General features: G+C 67.1%; 13 protein-coding genes. 8 read left to right on the forward strand and 5 right to left on the reverse strand.

The window, feature by feature from the left end:
- Positions 1 to 42: 42 nt before the first annotated feature.
- A complete protein-coding gene (gene nhaA / locus CURSPS6_RS00635) occupies positions 43 to 1,347 on the reverse strand; it encodes a Na+/H+ antiporter NhaA (protein ID WP_030013334.1) in 1,305 nt (434 codons plus the stop codon).
- A 291-nt stretch (positions 1,348 to 1,638) separates the two neighbouring features.
- Here nhaA and CURSPS6_RS00640 point away from each other — a divergent pair, with 291 nt between their 5' ends.
- Complete coding sequence (locus tag CURSPS6_RS00640) at positions 1,639 to 2,151, forward strand: MarR family winged helix-turn-helix transcriptional regulator (RefSeq protein ID WP_235503640.1); 513 nt, start codon at positions 1,639 to 1,641, stop codon at positions 2,149 to 2,151.
- A 16-nt stretch (positions 2,152 to 2,167) separates the two neighbouring features.
- Here the strand turns inward: CURSPS6_RS00640 and CURSPS6_RS00645 are convergent, their stop codons facing one another.
- Positions 2,168 to 2,926: a GntR family transcriptional regulator gene (locus CURSPS6_RS00645; RefSeq protein WP_030013337.1), complete on the reverse strand. Its 759-nt coding sequence runs from the start codon at positions 2,924 to 2,926 to the stop codon at positions 2,168 to 2,170.
- Positions 2,927 to 3,063: 137 nt separating this feature from the next.
- Here CURSPS6_RS00645 and CURSPS6_RS00650 point away from each other — a divergent pair, with 137 nt between their 5' ends.
- From CURSPS6_RS00650 to CURSPS6_RS00675, 6 genes are all read left to right on the forward strand, one after another.
- On the forward strand, positions 3,064 to 4,134 hold the full coding sequence (locus CURSPS6_RS00650; protein ID WP_051687455.1) for an ABC transporter ATP-binding protein: 1,071 nt from the start codon (positions 3,064 to 3,066) through the stop codon (positions 4,132 to 4,134).
- Positions 4,131 to 4,817, forward strand: coding sequence for an ABC transporter permease (locus CURSPS6_RS00655; RefSeq protein WP_030013339.1), 687 nt, complete (start codon positions 4,131 to 4,133; stop codon positions 4,815 to 4,817). Before CURSPS6_RS00650 ends, CURSPS6_RS00655 begins: the two co-directional genes overlap by 4 nt.
- Positions 4,814 to 5,485 carry an ABC transporter permease gene (locus CURSPS6_RS00660; protein ID WP_030013341.1) on the forward strand — a complete coding sequence of 224 codons (672 nt, stop codon included), beginning with the start codon at positions 4,814 to 4,816 and terminating at the stop codon, positions 5,483 to 5,485. Before CURSPS6_RS00655 ends, CURSPS6_RS00660 begins: the two co-directional genes overlap by 4 nt.
- Positions 5,482 to 6,411: an ABC transporter substrate-binding protein gene (locus tag CURSPS6_RS00665; protein WP_030013343.1), complete on the forward strand. Its 930-nt coding sequence runs from the start codon at positions 5,482 to 5,484 to the stop codon at positions 6,409 to 6,411. The genes CURSPS6_RS00660 and CURSPS6_RS00665 overlap by 4 nt, the downstream gene beginning before the upstream one ends.
- Positions 6,412 to 6,495: 84 nt before the next feature.
- A complete protein-coding gene (locus CURSPS6_RS00670) occupies positions 6,496 to 6,912 on the forward strand; it encodes a DoxX family protein (RefSeq protein ID WP_030013345.1) in 417 nt (138 codons plus the stop codon).
- 50 nt (positions 6,913 to 6,962) lie between these two features.
- Positions 6,963 to 7,796 carry a rhomboid-like protein gene (locus CURSPS6_RS00675; protein WP_152977998.1) on the forward strand — a complete coding sequence of 278 codons (834 nt, stop codon included), beginning with the start codon at positions 6,963 to 6,965 and terminating at the stop codon, positions 7,794 to 7,796.
- Here the strand turns inward: CURSPS6_RS00675 and CURSPS6_RS00680 are convergent.
- From CURSPS6_RS00680 to CURSPS6_RS00690, 3 genes are all read right to left on the reverse strand, one after another.
- The gene (locus CURSPS6_RS00680; RefSeq protein ID WP_030013348.1) at positions 7,793 to 8,692 is read right to left on the reverse strand and encodes a VOC family protein; all 900 of its coding nucleotides are present in this window, start codon (positions 8,690 to 8,692) and stop codon (positions 7,793 to 7,795) included. The two genes, CURSPS6_RS00675 and CURSPS6_RS00680, sit on opposite strands and share 4 nt — an antisense overlap.
- Before the next feature lie 55 nt (positions 8,693 to 8,747).
- Positions 8,748 to 9,662: a LysR family transcriptional regulator gene (locus CURSPS6_RS00685; RefSeq protein ID WP_082469871.1), complete on the reverse strand. Its 915-nt coding sequence runs from the start codon at positions 9,660 to 9,662 to the stop codon at positions 8,748 to 8,750.
- 86 nt (positions 9,663 to 9,748) lie between these two features.
- Positions 9,749 to 10,306, reverse strand: a complete 558-nt coding sequence (locus CURSPS6_RS00690) for a pyridoxine/pyridoxamine 5'-phosphate oxidase (protein ID WP_030013351.1) — start codon at positions 10,304 to 10,306, stop codon at positions 9,749 to 9,751.
- A gap of 176 nt (positions 10,307 to 10,482) precedes the next feature.
- Between CURSPS6_RS00690 and CURSPS6_RS00695 the strand changes: the two genes are divergently transcribed.
- Entirely contained in the window at positions 10,483 to 11,697 is a 1,215-nt protein-coding gene (locus CURSPS6_RS00695; protein WP_030013352.1) for a VanZ family protein, read from the forward strand.
- Positions 11,698 to 11,932 lie beyond the last annotated feature (235 nt).

The following is an 11,932-nucleotide window of genomic DNA, read 5'->3' on the forward strand; positions in this document are numbered from 1 at the left end:
CACCGGCGCACTCTGCGCATGTCGCGCCGCAAGTCTACGTGGTCAGGCGGGAGTCTTGGTCTCGGAGCGTGCGATGCCGCCGTCGAAACTTTCTTCCGGCCCCGGGTGAGCCTGGCGATGCCGTCGGCTTCGCGCCGCGAGCAGGGCCCCGCCCAGGACCGCGGCGAGGGCCGACCCCGTGAGGATCGCGACCTTGGCGGTATCGCCCGAGGCGCTGCCGGGGTCAAAGCTCAGCTCGGAGATCAACAGCGACACCGTGAAACCGATACCCGCGACCACCGACAGACCAATCACGTCCGCCCACGAGATGCTGGGGTCCAGGCTTGGGCCGCGGAACCGGGTGACCAGCCAGGTGGCACCGGTGATGCCGAGGCACTTGCCGGCCAGGAGCCCGACCACGATCCCGAGGGCAATCGGGCTGGCGAGCGCGTCGGTGAAACCGCGCAGGCCGCCGATCGCGACCCCGGCGGAGAAAAACGCGAAGATCGGCACGCACAGGCCCGCCGACAAGGGGCGCAGGCGGTGCTCGAGCACCTCGGAGAGCCCGTGCTCGCTGGTCTCGGGAGTCCGGGCCCCGGACCGCACCGGCACGCAGAAACCGAGCAGGACGCCCGCGATCGTCGCGTGCACCCCGGACCCGAGGAAGAGCACCCAGGTCGCGACGCCGAGGGGGAGAAGGATCAGCCACGCCGCCGCGGGCGAGAGGTGGAAGAGCCGCTCCCCGCGGTAGGCGACGAGCGCGTAGAGGGCCAGCGGGATCGCGGCCGCGAGCAGGAGGCCCAGGTTGAGGTCCGCCGAATAGAAGACCGCGATGATCGTGATCGCGATGAGGTCGTCCACGACCGCGAGCGTCAGCAGAAAGGTGCGCACCGCCGAGGGCAGGTGACGCCCCACGACCGCGAGGACCGCCACGGCGAAGGCGATGTCGGTGGCGGTCGGGATGGCCCAGCCGCCCAGCGCCTGCCCACCGGTCGAGGCATTGACCGCCACGAAAATGATCGCCGGGAGGGCGACGCCGCCGACGGCCGCGGCCATGGGCACGACCGCCGTGCGCGGATCCCGCAGGTCGCCCAGGGTGAATTCTTTCTTCAGCTCGAGACCTACGAGGAAGAAGAACACGGCCAGCAACCCGTCGGAGGCCCAGTGGCCCACGCTCAGATCGAGGTCGATCGCCCCGAGCTGGAAACCGAGGTGCTGGTCGCGGACGGCGAAGTACCAGGACGAGGCGCCGGTGTTCGCGACGACGAGGGCCGCCACGGTGGCGAGAAGCAGAATGATTCCGCCCATGGGCTCGGAGCGCAGGGCGTGGCCCAGGCGGCCGATGAGGGAAGGTGCACGGTGTGACATGTGGTCTCCTGTGAAGGGTCGAGAACCGACGGACGGCCATCGGCACCGCCGATGACATGAAAGCGCGCGAAACACGCTTGCCGACCAGACTTCCCGGCACACCAGAACCACCTATTGTACGGGGTGGTTACCGGACGGTCCATGGCACCGGTCACGCGTCGCCCCATGTCGGGGACCAGAAATGTGTGCGTCAGAAAAAGGTCGCGCGGACGGCGTAAGGCATAATGTCGGTGTCATGCTGATCGAGGGGTCAGCCCAGAAAAGTTCAGCGGGAGAGGTCCGGTGTCGCACGTGCCCAAAGATCAGCGCGAGCCCCAGTGGCTCTCAGCGGAAGAGCGCGAGGCGTGGCTCTGCCTCTCGGCCATCATGTTCCAGCTCCCCGGACAGCTCGAGAATCAGCTTCAGCGCGACGCCCACCTCGGATTCGTCGAGTACATGGTCTTGGCGATGCTCTCCGAGGCACCGGACGAGCACCTGACGATGACCGAACTCTCCACGCAGACCAACACCCGCCTGGCCCGGCTCTCCCGCGTCGTGAAGCGTCTCGAAGAGGACGGCCTCGTGGAGCGCACCACCTCGGAGACCGACCGTCGCGTGAGCATCTGCCACTTGCGCCAACCCGGCCGCGACACCGTGGTCGCCGCCGCACCCGGCCACGTCCAGCAGGTGCGCGCGGCCGTCTTCAACCGACTCTCCAAACGTCAGGTCACGCAGCTCGCGGGCATCGGGGAGGCGCTTCTGGGCGGCAGGCCGTCGGCGATCGTCGCCGCCCAGCTGGCCAAGGGCTCGCAACCGAGGTCCTGACCCGTAGGCGCCACCGTCACCGGCGCGGGGTATTTCCGGACGCGGTGAAGAAAATGTGCGCGTCGTGGGAGACGAAGATCGACTCCCCGTAGAGAAAGCTCTCGCCGTCCCCGTCCAGGGCCGTGATCGAGAGGGCCAAACGCGGTTGCTGATCCGCGATCCCGAGCAGCCGGGCCTCGTCGCGGGACGGCACGAGCTGCGAGACGCTCAGGTTTTGCTGAGCGATCGTTACCCCGTGGTGCCGCTCCAAATATCCGTAGAGGGATTGCTCCGAGAAGTCCTCCCGCTCGATCCCGGGAAACCGATCGACGGGAAACCACGTCCGCGAGAGCTGATGCACGGTGCCGTCCACGTAGCGGCGCCGGGTCATGTGAAACACCGGGGAATGCGGCTCGATCCGCAACGCGCGGGCGACGGAAATATTCGCGCTGACGGGGCCGAATTCCACGACGTCGGAATGGACCCGATGCCCGAAACCCGTGAGCTGTCCGAAGAAGCCGGTGAACGTGCTGTCAAAGTGTTCGCCCTGGTCGGCTCGGTTCTCGACGGCGGTGCTTTCGGGCCGGCTGACCTTGGTGCCGTGCCCCCGGTGCCGGGTCAGCAGGCCATCGCGAACGATCTCCTCGATCGCGCGCCGCATGGTGATGCGCGAGACGTCGTATTCGCGGCACATCTCGGCCTCGGTGGGTAACAGCGCGCCGTCCTCGAGACCGTCGATGCGCGTCCGCAATTGCCGCTCGACAATGCGGTACTTGGGCAACCTCGTCTCGGGCATGCGGCCTCCTGGATACGGGATCCCGAATGCCTATCTGAGGCGCGGGGGTCTGCGGTACCAGTATGTGTCATGGCGGGCCCCAGATGCACCTTGAGATGTCGTAAGCTACTTACAGTTTGTCCATTGGAGGGACCACCGTGGAATCCACATCCGAACACGCCATCGAATTCATCGGGGTCAGCAAACGGTACGCCTCGACCACAGCCGTCGAGGACCTGAATCTGGCCATTCCGGACGGGCTGATCACGGTGTTCGTGGGGCCTTCGGGCTGCGGCAAGACCACCTCCCTGCGGATGATCAACAGGATGGTTGAACCCACCGACGGACGCATCCTGATCCAGGGACGCGATCACCGCGACGAGCCGGCGTATCGGCTGCGCCGCTCGATGGGCTACGTCATGCAACAGTCGGGCCTCCTGCCGCATCGCACCGTCGTGGATAACGTCTCCACCGTGCCCCGGCTCAACGGCCTCTCGGTCAAACAATCCCGCGCTCGCGCCCTCGAGCTGATGGACACCGTCGGCCTGGACCGGGGCCTGAGCAAAAGGTATCCCGCGCAGCTGTCCGGCGGCCAGGCGCAACGCGTCGGGGTCGCGCGAGCGCTCGCCGCGGACTCCCCGATCCTGCTCATGGATGAGCCCTTCTCCGCGGTGGATCCCGTGGTCCGGGCCGATCTTCAGCGCGAGCTGATTCGCCTGCACGAGACCCTCCGCCGCACGATCGTGTTCGTGACCCACGATATCGACGAGGCCGTGACGCTCGGCCACCGCGTCGCGGTCTTCGGGACGGGCGGCAAGATCGAGCAATTCGGTAGCCCCGAACAGATTCTCCGGGAGCCCGCCAACGACTTCGTCGCCTCCTTTGTGGGCCACGACCGCGGCACGCGCCGGCTGACGTTCGCCGGCGCCGACGCCGTGCCGATCCATCCGCTGGACTCGCCGGACCGCCCGTGGGGCGAGTGGGAGCTGGTCCTCGACGATGCGGGCCGGCCGCAGGGCTGGCGCCTGGGGGACCGCAACATCACCGGCGGCAGCCTCTTCCGCCGCGGGCAGAGCCTCCGCGAGGCCCTGGACTCGGTGCTTTCCTCTCCCTCGGGGTGGGGCGTCGCCGTGGACGAATCCGGGGTCGCCCTCGGGATGATCTCCTCCGACGAGGTCATGGACGCGACCACCCGGGAACGCCTGAGCCGCTACGGGGTCGGCTCGTGACGTGGCTGTTCCAGAATTTCTCCTACGTCGGTGAGCTCGCGTGGCTTCACCTCGTGCAGTCCGTGTTGCCCGTGATCTTCGGGACGATCGTCTCGATTCCCATCGCCCGGTTCTCGGCCGTCCGGCGGGCGCGGGGCTCCGAGGGCAAGGCAAGCGGCCACGGTGCCCGGGGTGGTAAGGCCCGTCGCGGGATCGTCGTGAACGCGGCATCTCTGCTGTACACCATCCCGTCGCTGGCGCTGTTCGTGTTGCTTCCGTTGATCCTGGGCACCGCGATCACCTCCCTGACCAACGTGCTGATCGCGTTGAGCCTGTACGTGATCGCGATGATGGTGCGCACGTGCGTGGATGCCTTCGAATCCGTGGATGTCGCCGTGCTCGACGCTGCGACCTCGATGGGGTATCGGCCGGCTCGCCGGTTCTGGGCCGTCGAGTTGCCGCTGTCCATCCCGGTCATGGCCGCGGGATTGCGGGTCGCCCTCGTGTCGAATATTTCGATGGTCTCGGTCGGCGCCGTGATCGGAATCCAGTCCTTGGGAACGCTGTTCACCGACGGGCTGCGGCGTGACTTCACGACCGAGATCGTCGTGGGCATCGTGTTGATCGCCCTGCTGGCGATCGTCCTGGACCGGCTGGTGGCCTGGTCCGCCGCGGTCGCAACTCGTTGGCAGGTGAAGGCATGAACGTCGTCGAGGAAACGTGGAATTGGTTCGGGAATCCGGACTCGTGGTCCGGGGCGAGCGGCATTTGGGCCCGCCTCGGGGAGCACCTCGAATACTCGGGGCTGGTCCTGGGGATCGCGGCGGTCATCTCCCTGCCCATCGGGCTCTGGCTGGGGCATACCCGGCGCGGCGGCAACCTGGTGATCGGGGTGACCGGGGCGCTGAGGTCCCTGCCGACCCTGGGCCTGCTGACGCTGTTCGCCCTGTGGATCGGCATCGGCCTGACCGCGCCGGTGATGGCGCTGGTGATCCTGGCCATCGCGCCCATGCTGGCCAACGCGTACACGGCCGTCGCGACGGTCGATCCGAACGTGGTCGACGCCGCGCGGGCCCAGGGCATGAAGGAATGGCAGATCTTGACGCAGGTCGAGATCCCGAACGCGGTCCCGGTCCTCTTCAGCGGCATCCGGAACGCGACCCTTCAGGTCGTCGCGACCGTCACGGTCATGGCCTACATCGACCTCGGCGGCCTGGGTCGCTTTCTGATTGACGGCCTGGCGGTCAGGGATTATTCCCGCATGGTCGCCTCGATGCTTCTCGCGGCGGTTTTGGCGCTCGTCCTCGACGGCCTCCTGGCCCTCGTGCAACGGCTGTTGACCTCGCCCGGTCTGGTGAAGGAGGAATCATGACGATGCCACACGCGAAGCCCTCGCGCCGTCGGGTGTTGGGGCTGGCGGCCGCGGCCTCGGTCCTGACGATGACCGGTTGCGGGCTCTCGGGGGAGAACGCCCTCGGCCCGGCCAAGGGGCGAGGAACCATCGTCGTGGGCTCCGCCGACTTCGTGGAGTCCCAGATCATCGCCGAAATTTACGCCGCAGCCCTCAACCACGCGGGTCATCGGGCCGAGACCAACCCCGCGATCGGGGCCCGCGAGGCGTACATCGGCGCCGTGACCCAGGGCAGCGTGAGCCTCGTGCCGGACTACTCCGGAAACCTCCTGCAGTATTTCGACAAGAAATCCACGGCCAGCACCGCCGAGGACATCATGGCGGGGTTGAAGACCGCCGTCCCCCAGGGCCTCGAGGTCCTTCAGCCCTCTCCCGCGGAAGACAAGGACGCCCTCGTGGTCACCCGGGACGTTGCCGCGAAGTACGGCCTGTCCTCCCTCGTGGACCTGGGCAAGGTCTGCTCGAATATCACCCTCGCCGGGCCCCCGGAATTCCAGGAGCGGTCCTACGGGCTGCCTGGCCTGAAGGATAAATACGGTTGCGTGCCGGGCAAATTCTCGCCGATCAACGATTCCGGCGGGCCGCTGACGGTCAAGGCCCTCCTGGACGATCAGGTGCAGGTCGCGGACATCTTTACGACGACCCCCGCGATCGAGAAAAATGACCTGGTGGTCCTCGAGGACCCGAAGAATAACTTCGTGGCGCAGCAGGTCATCCCCTTGATCCGGGGTGACCAGGTGCCGCAGACCGCCCGCGACGTGATCAACAAGGTGTCTCGGAGCCTGACCACGGAGGACCTGATCGGCCTCAACGATCGGGTCAGCGGCGACGAAAAGGCGTCCACGGTGCAGGCCGCGAAGGATTGGACCGAGAAGAAAGGCCTGTGAGAGTCCGTCCGATCTCACGGGGGAGACCCGTAAAAACTTTATCGGTAAAGTGATGTGATGATGAGTTATTCCCATAGTTCTCCCTTGTCCGCTCCCCTGGGGCTGCTCCTTCTACGCGTGGGCCTGGGCATCGTCTTCCTGATGCACGGATTGCAGAAGCTCAACGATTGGACCATCGCCGGTACCGCATCGAACTTCCAGCAGATGGGCGTCCCCTCGCCCGAGCTCGCCGCGACGGTCGCGGCCTACGCCGAGCTGATCGGCGGCATCGCCCTCATCGTGGGCCTGCTGTCGCGGATCGCGGGCCTGGTCTTGGCCGTCGACATGTTCGGCGCGATCTACTTCGCGCACGGCTCCAGCGGGTTCTTCTCCGCGAACGGGGGCTACGAATTTCCCCTCGTCCTGGCCCTGGCCTCCCTGGCGGTATTTCTCCTCGGCCCGGGTCGGTTCGCGATCGCCGGCGGCCTGGAAGGCCGCCGCGGCTGGGGGGTCTTCGCCTGATCAGGGGTGTCGCGGGCTGAGTCGCAACGCTCGCGGCTAAGATGCGGATCATGATCCTGACCCTGATCCGCATGCTCGCCGCGGTCCTGATGATTCTCGTCATCGTTTCCCTGGCGAATGACTGGCGCTTCACTCGCCCCATCGTCGGCCTGTGGCGGCGGCACAGCGGATTCATCCGGTGGTACGTCGCGAGCGCGCCGGCCACCTACATCTACCTGTTTATCCTTCTCATCACCACGTGGGCGTTGCTCGGGATGCCCGAGCTCGCCCGGGATCAATTTCTCAAGGCGCAATCGACCAATCTGCAGCACCTGACCACCAACCCCATTCGGGCCTTGGTCCGCAGCGCGTTCTTCGTCTCGAACGCGGAGTTGCTCCTGTGGATCGGCCTGTTCGGCCTGTTGCTGGCCCCGGCCGAGCGGTGGCTCGGCACGGCGCGCACGATCGCGGTCTTCGCCGTGGGCCACGTGCTCTCCACCGCGGGGGCCGCGTTGGATGTCTGGGTCCACATCCGGTACTTCCACTTTTCGGACCGCCTGTGGAACGTGGAGGACACCGGGGCGAGCTACGGTTTCATGTCCCTGGCGGCCCTCCTGGTGTTCCGCGTGCGCGGCTGGTCGCGGTGGGTCCTGGGGGCCGCGATCGGCGTCGTGGTGATCTATGGGGCCATCGAAGGCCACGGATTCACCGCCCGCGGCCACGCTATTGCCGCCCTGATCGGCCTGGCGCTGTACCCGATGACCCGCGTGGGCGACGTCGTGTCCCGGCGCGGTGCGGGCCGTAGCCTCGTCGATCTCTGGAAGCGCACCACCGCGGATGGGACCGGCGAAGCGAGGGCCAGCCTCGCGGCCGAACGCCGAAAGGGCAGGTCTCCGAGGGCCTAGAAATCCTCGATCTGGATCTTGCCCATCGATAGCAGGTGCTCGTAGGCCTGGGGACGTTCCATGAGTTCGTCCATGGTGTCCGGAACGATCTGCCAGCTGAGCCCGAATCGGTCCTTGCACCACCCGCAGGCCACCGCGTCGGGGTGGGCGCTGAGCGTGTCGAACAAGCGGTCGATCTCCGCCTGGTCGGGGGCCTCGACCATCAACGAGAAACCCTCCGTGAAGGAGAAAGGCTGCTCGACGCCCGAATCCATCGCGGTGATCCAGGTTCCGGTCTCTTCGTCACCGAGCCGGAAGTCGGAGAACATGACCGCTCCCTGCTCGGCCGGGCCGGTCGGGGCGGGAAAGGTGGCACGGTTGCCCATGATCGAGCCGTCGAAGAGCTCCACGTATTCCGCGGTGGCCTCCGCCGCACGGTTCTGCGCCGCCCCGCAGAACATCAGGGCCGGCATCAGGAACGGGCGTGGTTCGCCGTCGGGATTCGACAGGATCAATTGCCAGCTGACGCCGTGGCGGTCCTCGACCCACGCGTACTTTCGGGAGAACGGATATTCGCCGAGCGGCATGAGCTCACGGCCGCCGTCCACGAGGAGTGCGTGCAGGTGTTCGAGGTAGGCCTCGGCGTCCTCGATGCTCGCAGGGTCGAGGTTGACCATGAAGCCCGCCGCCGGATTCGGGCGGAATTCGTTTCCCGCATTGACCAGGATGATCGGCAGGTTGTGGATCCGCAGGTTCACGGTCAGGAGCTTGCCGGCCAGGGGCTGCTGAAAGTCCAGGAGGCCTTCGGTGGGGTAGTTCTGCCGGGAGATTTCCTCGGTGTCGCGAAAAACCTTCGCGTAGAATTCGGCGGCTTCGCCCGCCCGTCCGTTCGACCAGATATTGGGGATGACTGCCATGACCAGAGTCCTCACACTCGGTGACCGGTGGGAAACTCCCCGCCGTGATCCCAGGCTAGCCGGATCGGCCCCGCTGCGGGAGGGGACATACGGGCCCCTTGGGCGGCGTGAGCAGGGATAACCGCTCGGGGAGATTAGCGACGGAAACCTCGCGGAACGTGCGGATCGCGGAATTCTCCCCGTCCCGGAGCCACGCGATGCACAGCGGCACGGGAGGGGCATCTTCCAGGGGGATGAACTCGACGCCGGAATGCCCGTGCGTGAACGCCGCGGATCGAGGCGTGGCGCCCACACCCCGTCCCGCCGCGACCAGGGCGACCCATTCGTCGTAATTGCGGCATTCGACGATCCTGCGTGGGCGGTGGCCCCTCTCCCAGAGCGCGGGCCCGGTATTGCCGCTGACCGTGTTGATCACGAGGGGGTATTTTCCCAACTCATTCCAGGACATGGACGACCGATGGGCGAGTGGACCCCGCGCGCTGACCGCGGCCACGCGCGGCTCCCACATGAGCACGGTGCAGTGCACCGCCTCGGAGGAGATGTCGTCGCGGCACACCGCGACGTCGATGGTCTTCTCCACGAGGGCCTCGTGGACGTCGTCCCTGCGGGCGAGCCTCAGATCGAGGCCGCTGACGGTCTCGAAGTGGGCCGTGGTCTGGGAGATCCACGGGTCCGGAAGGGCCCAGGGGAAGCCGACCCGCAACTCGGGCTCGCCGGAGACCTCCTCCAGGGCCTGCTGCACGTCCTTGAGGATGACCCGCGATCGGGAGAGGAGCCTGCGGCCCCGCGGGGTCAACCGGACCGAACGCGACGTCCGGTCCACGAGGCTCACCCCGAGCCTGGATTCGAGCTGCTGAATGGTGCGGCTCAGCGCGGGCTGGGTGATGTGCAGGGCCTGAGCCGCCCGGGTAAAAGATTGCTGGTCCCCGACGGCCTCGAGTGCTCGAAGATGGCGCAACTCTATGTCCATGACCCCACAGCTTAGACGTTCCAGCAGGAAGGAACCTGAGCCGCAGCCACCAGGTTCTGGAGAGGGTCGATTCGGGCCGTCCGTGGTCAGCCCGCGGGGGTGTCGACCGTTCCGTGGCTCCACGTCGGCCCATGGCGGATGTATTCCACGCGCGTGTGGTTGCGGTCCTCGCGGGCCTGCATGAATTCGAATTCCCGCGGTTCGAGGGCGTAGAGCTGCCAGTCGGGATTGGGCGAGCCCGTGTAGCTCGGGCGGGCCTGCCAGTCCCGTTCGGATTCCTCCCGGCTCAGGGCGTGGACGACGCCCGTGACGCGAACCTGGCGCCCCGATTCTCGCCAGAAGAAGATCATGGATGCACGCGGGTTGGCCTCGATCTGTTGCCCCTTGCGGGAGGTGCGATGGGTCGAGAAGTGGAAGCCCCGTTCGTCGATGTCTTTGACGATCAGCGTCCGGCCGACGGCCGCCTCGCCGTCGATACTCGTGAAGGTCATCGCGTGGGGTTGCCTCTGCCCGGAGTCGATCGCGTCCTGGAACCACCGCGAGAACAGCTCGTGCGGGTCCTCGGGGGCCTGCTCGGGGTCCAGGACCGGTAACGGATGGGGGAACGACGGCAGCGCGGCCAGTTGGTCTCTCAAGGTGCTCATGATTCGATGCTAGACGCGTGCCTGGGGTTCGGGCGGTGACATCGCGAAACGGCATCGTTCCATGTCAGACGGTCATGAATCGGACGAGGTGTGTCGTGCTTCATCGGTGAGACCCGTCGATGCTCAGTAGCCTAGTGCGGGAAGGATCATCGGATGACGAGGGCCTGGAGTCGCCTGTGAACCAGTGGGTGTGGCCGTTCTTCGCCGGCTTCGGCGGGGGAGCGGCCGTTTTTCTGCTCAGCCTGCTTCCCCTCCTCGTCGTGCAGTTTCGACGCTTCGGGCGGGTGACCGCGCGCCGCCTGCTGGGCACGTGCGCCGTGAGCATCTATCTCGCCGGCGTCTTCGCGTACACCATGTTGCCGTTGCCCCCTCCCTCGGGACCGCGCTGTTCGTCCTCCCCGAGTCCCAACCCGGTGCCCCTGCACTTCCTCGGGGTCGTGCGGGAGAACACGGCCGGCCTTCCCCTCGACCAGGCCCTGACCTCGCACGCCCTCCTGCAGGTGGTGTTCAACGTGGTCCTGTTCCTGCCGTGGGGAGTGCTCGCGCGGGGCTTCTTCACATACGGTCCGATGGTCTCGACGATCACGGCGCTCGTGGCCTCCGTGGCGATCGAGACGACCCAGCTGACCGGGTTGTGGGGCCTCTACCCGTGTGCATACCGGATGGCCGACGTCGATGACGTCCTGTTGAACACCCTGGGCGGCGCCCTGGGGGCGATCCTGGCCCCGTTGCTGCTCGCGTGGATGCCCTCCCCGCGTTCCCTCCGGGAAGATCGCGGCGAACCACGGCCCGTGACCGCCGGGCGGAGGTGGTTCTCGATGCTCCTGGACTGGATCGGCGTTAACGTGATCGTCACGGGCGTGAGCGTGGCCGTCACGATGGCCTGGTACCTGGCGGACCCGGGGGCGAACGTCGCGACGACGCTCGCGTGGTCCCGATGGACCTCAGCGTTGGCCGGGCTCGCCTACGTCTACCTGCCGGTGCTGACCGGGACCGGCGCATCGGTCGGGCAGCGAACCCTCTGGCTTGCCCCGGTGCGGCGGGGCCCGACGACCGGCGAGGCACGGCGTCTCCCCGCGCGGCACGCGACGTCGGAGGGTAACCGGTTGGGTTCCTGGCGCGCGGCCCTGCGCGTGAGCGTCGTCGCGGCACCCTACGTGCTGGTCGGCGCGGCCTCCGGGGCTGCGCCCGGCTCTGGTGGAGGGCAGATCGCGAGGGGGTTGTTCGACCTGTGGATCGTGATCGCCCTGATCTCGGTGCCTCTGACCCGGTCCCGGCGAGGGCTCTCCTTCGTGCTCGCGGGCGTGGACATCGCCGACGCGCGGGACGCGTCGGCCACCGGTCTCTCCCCGCGGGACGTCTCGCGGTCCGAGCGGGGAGAGACCGGGTAGCGGACCGGCCGTCCATCGCGAGGGCCGCTCGAAAGGGCGCATGTTCTGCACACACGGTGGAGAAAGTTATCCACAGGTGTGCACAACGGTGTGAACAACTCGAATATGTGTCCGACGGATCGGTGGACGACTTCCGGAAGACGCGCTCATCTCGGGGAACGCGGCCGGTCTGCAGTTATCCGGGGAATCGAACTACGCGCGTGTAACTCGCCCACAGGTGGGGATAACTTCTGTG

The sequence above is a fragment of the Curtobacterium sp. S6 genome (assembly GCF_000710345.2).
Taxonomy (GTDB): Bacteria; Actinomycetota; Actinomycetes; order Actinomycetales; family Micrococcaceae; genus Rothia.

Excerpts from the sequence above, each read along its gene's own strand:
- nhaA (WP_030013334.1), bottom strand. The coding sequence starts at position 1,347 with ATGTCACACCGTGCACCTTCCCTCATCGGCCGCCTGGGCCACGCCCTG.
- CURSPS6_RS00645 (WP_030013337.1), bottom strand. The coding sequence starts at position 2,926 with ATGCCCGAGACGAGGTTGCCCAAGTACCGCATTGTCGAGCGGCAATTG.
- CURSPS6_RS00660 (WP_030013341.1), top strand. The coding sequence starts at position 4,814 with ATGAACGTCGTCGAGGAAACGTGGAATTGGTTCGGGAATCCGGACTCG.
- CURSPS6_RS00665 (WP_030013343.1), top strand. The coding sequence starts at position 5,482 with ATGACGATGCCACACGCGAAGCCCTCGCGCCGTCGGGTGTTGGGGCTG.
- CURSPS6_RS00675 (WP_152977998.1), top strand. The coding sequence starts at position 6,963 with ATGATCCTGACCCTGATCCGCATGCTCGCCGCGGTCCTGATGATTCTC.
- CURSPS6_RS00680 (WP_030013348.1), bottom strand. The coding sequence starts at position 8,692 with ATGGCAGTCATCCCCAATATCTGGTCGAACGGACGGGCGGGCGAAGCC.
- CURSPS6_RS00685 (WP_082469871.1), bottom strand. The coding sequence starts at position 9,662 with ATGGACATAGAGTTGCGCCATCTTCGAGCACTCGAGGCCGTCGGGGAC.
- CURSPS6_RS00690 (WP_030013351.1), bottom strand. The coding sequence starts at position 10,306 with ATGAGCACCTTGAGAGACCAACTGGCCGCGCTGCCGTCGTTCCCCCAT.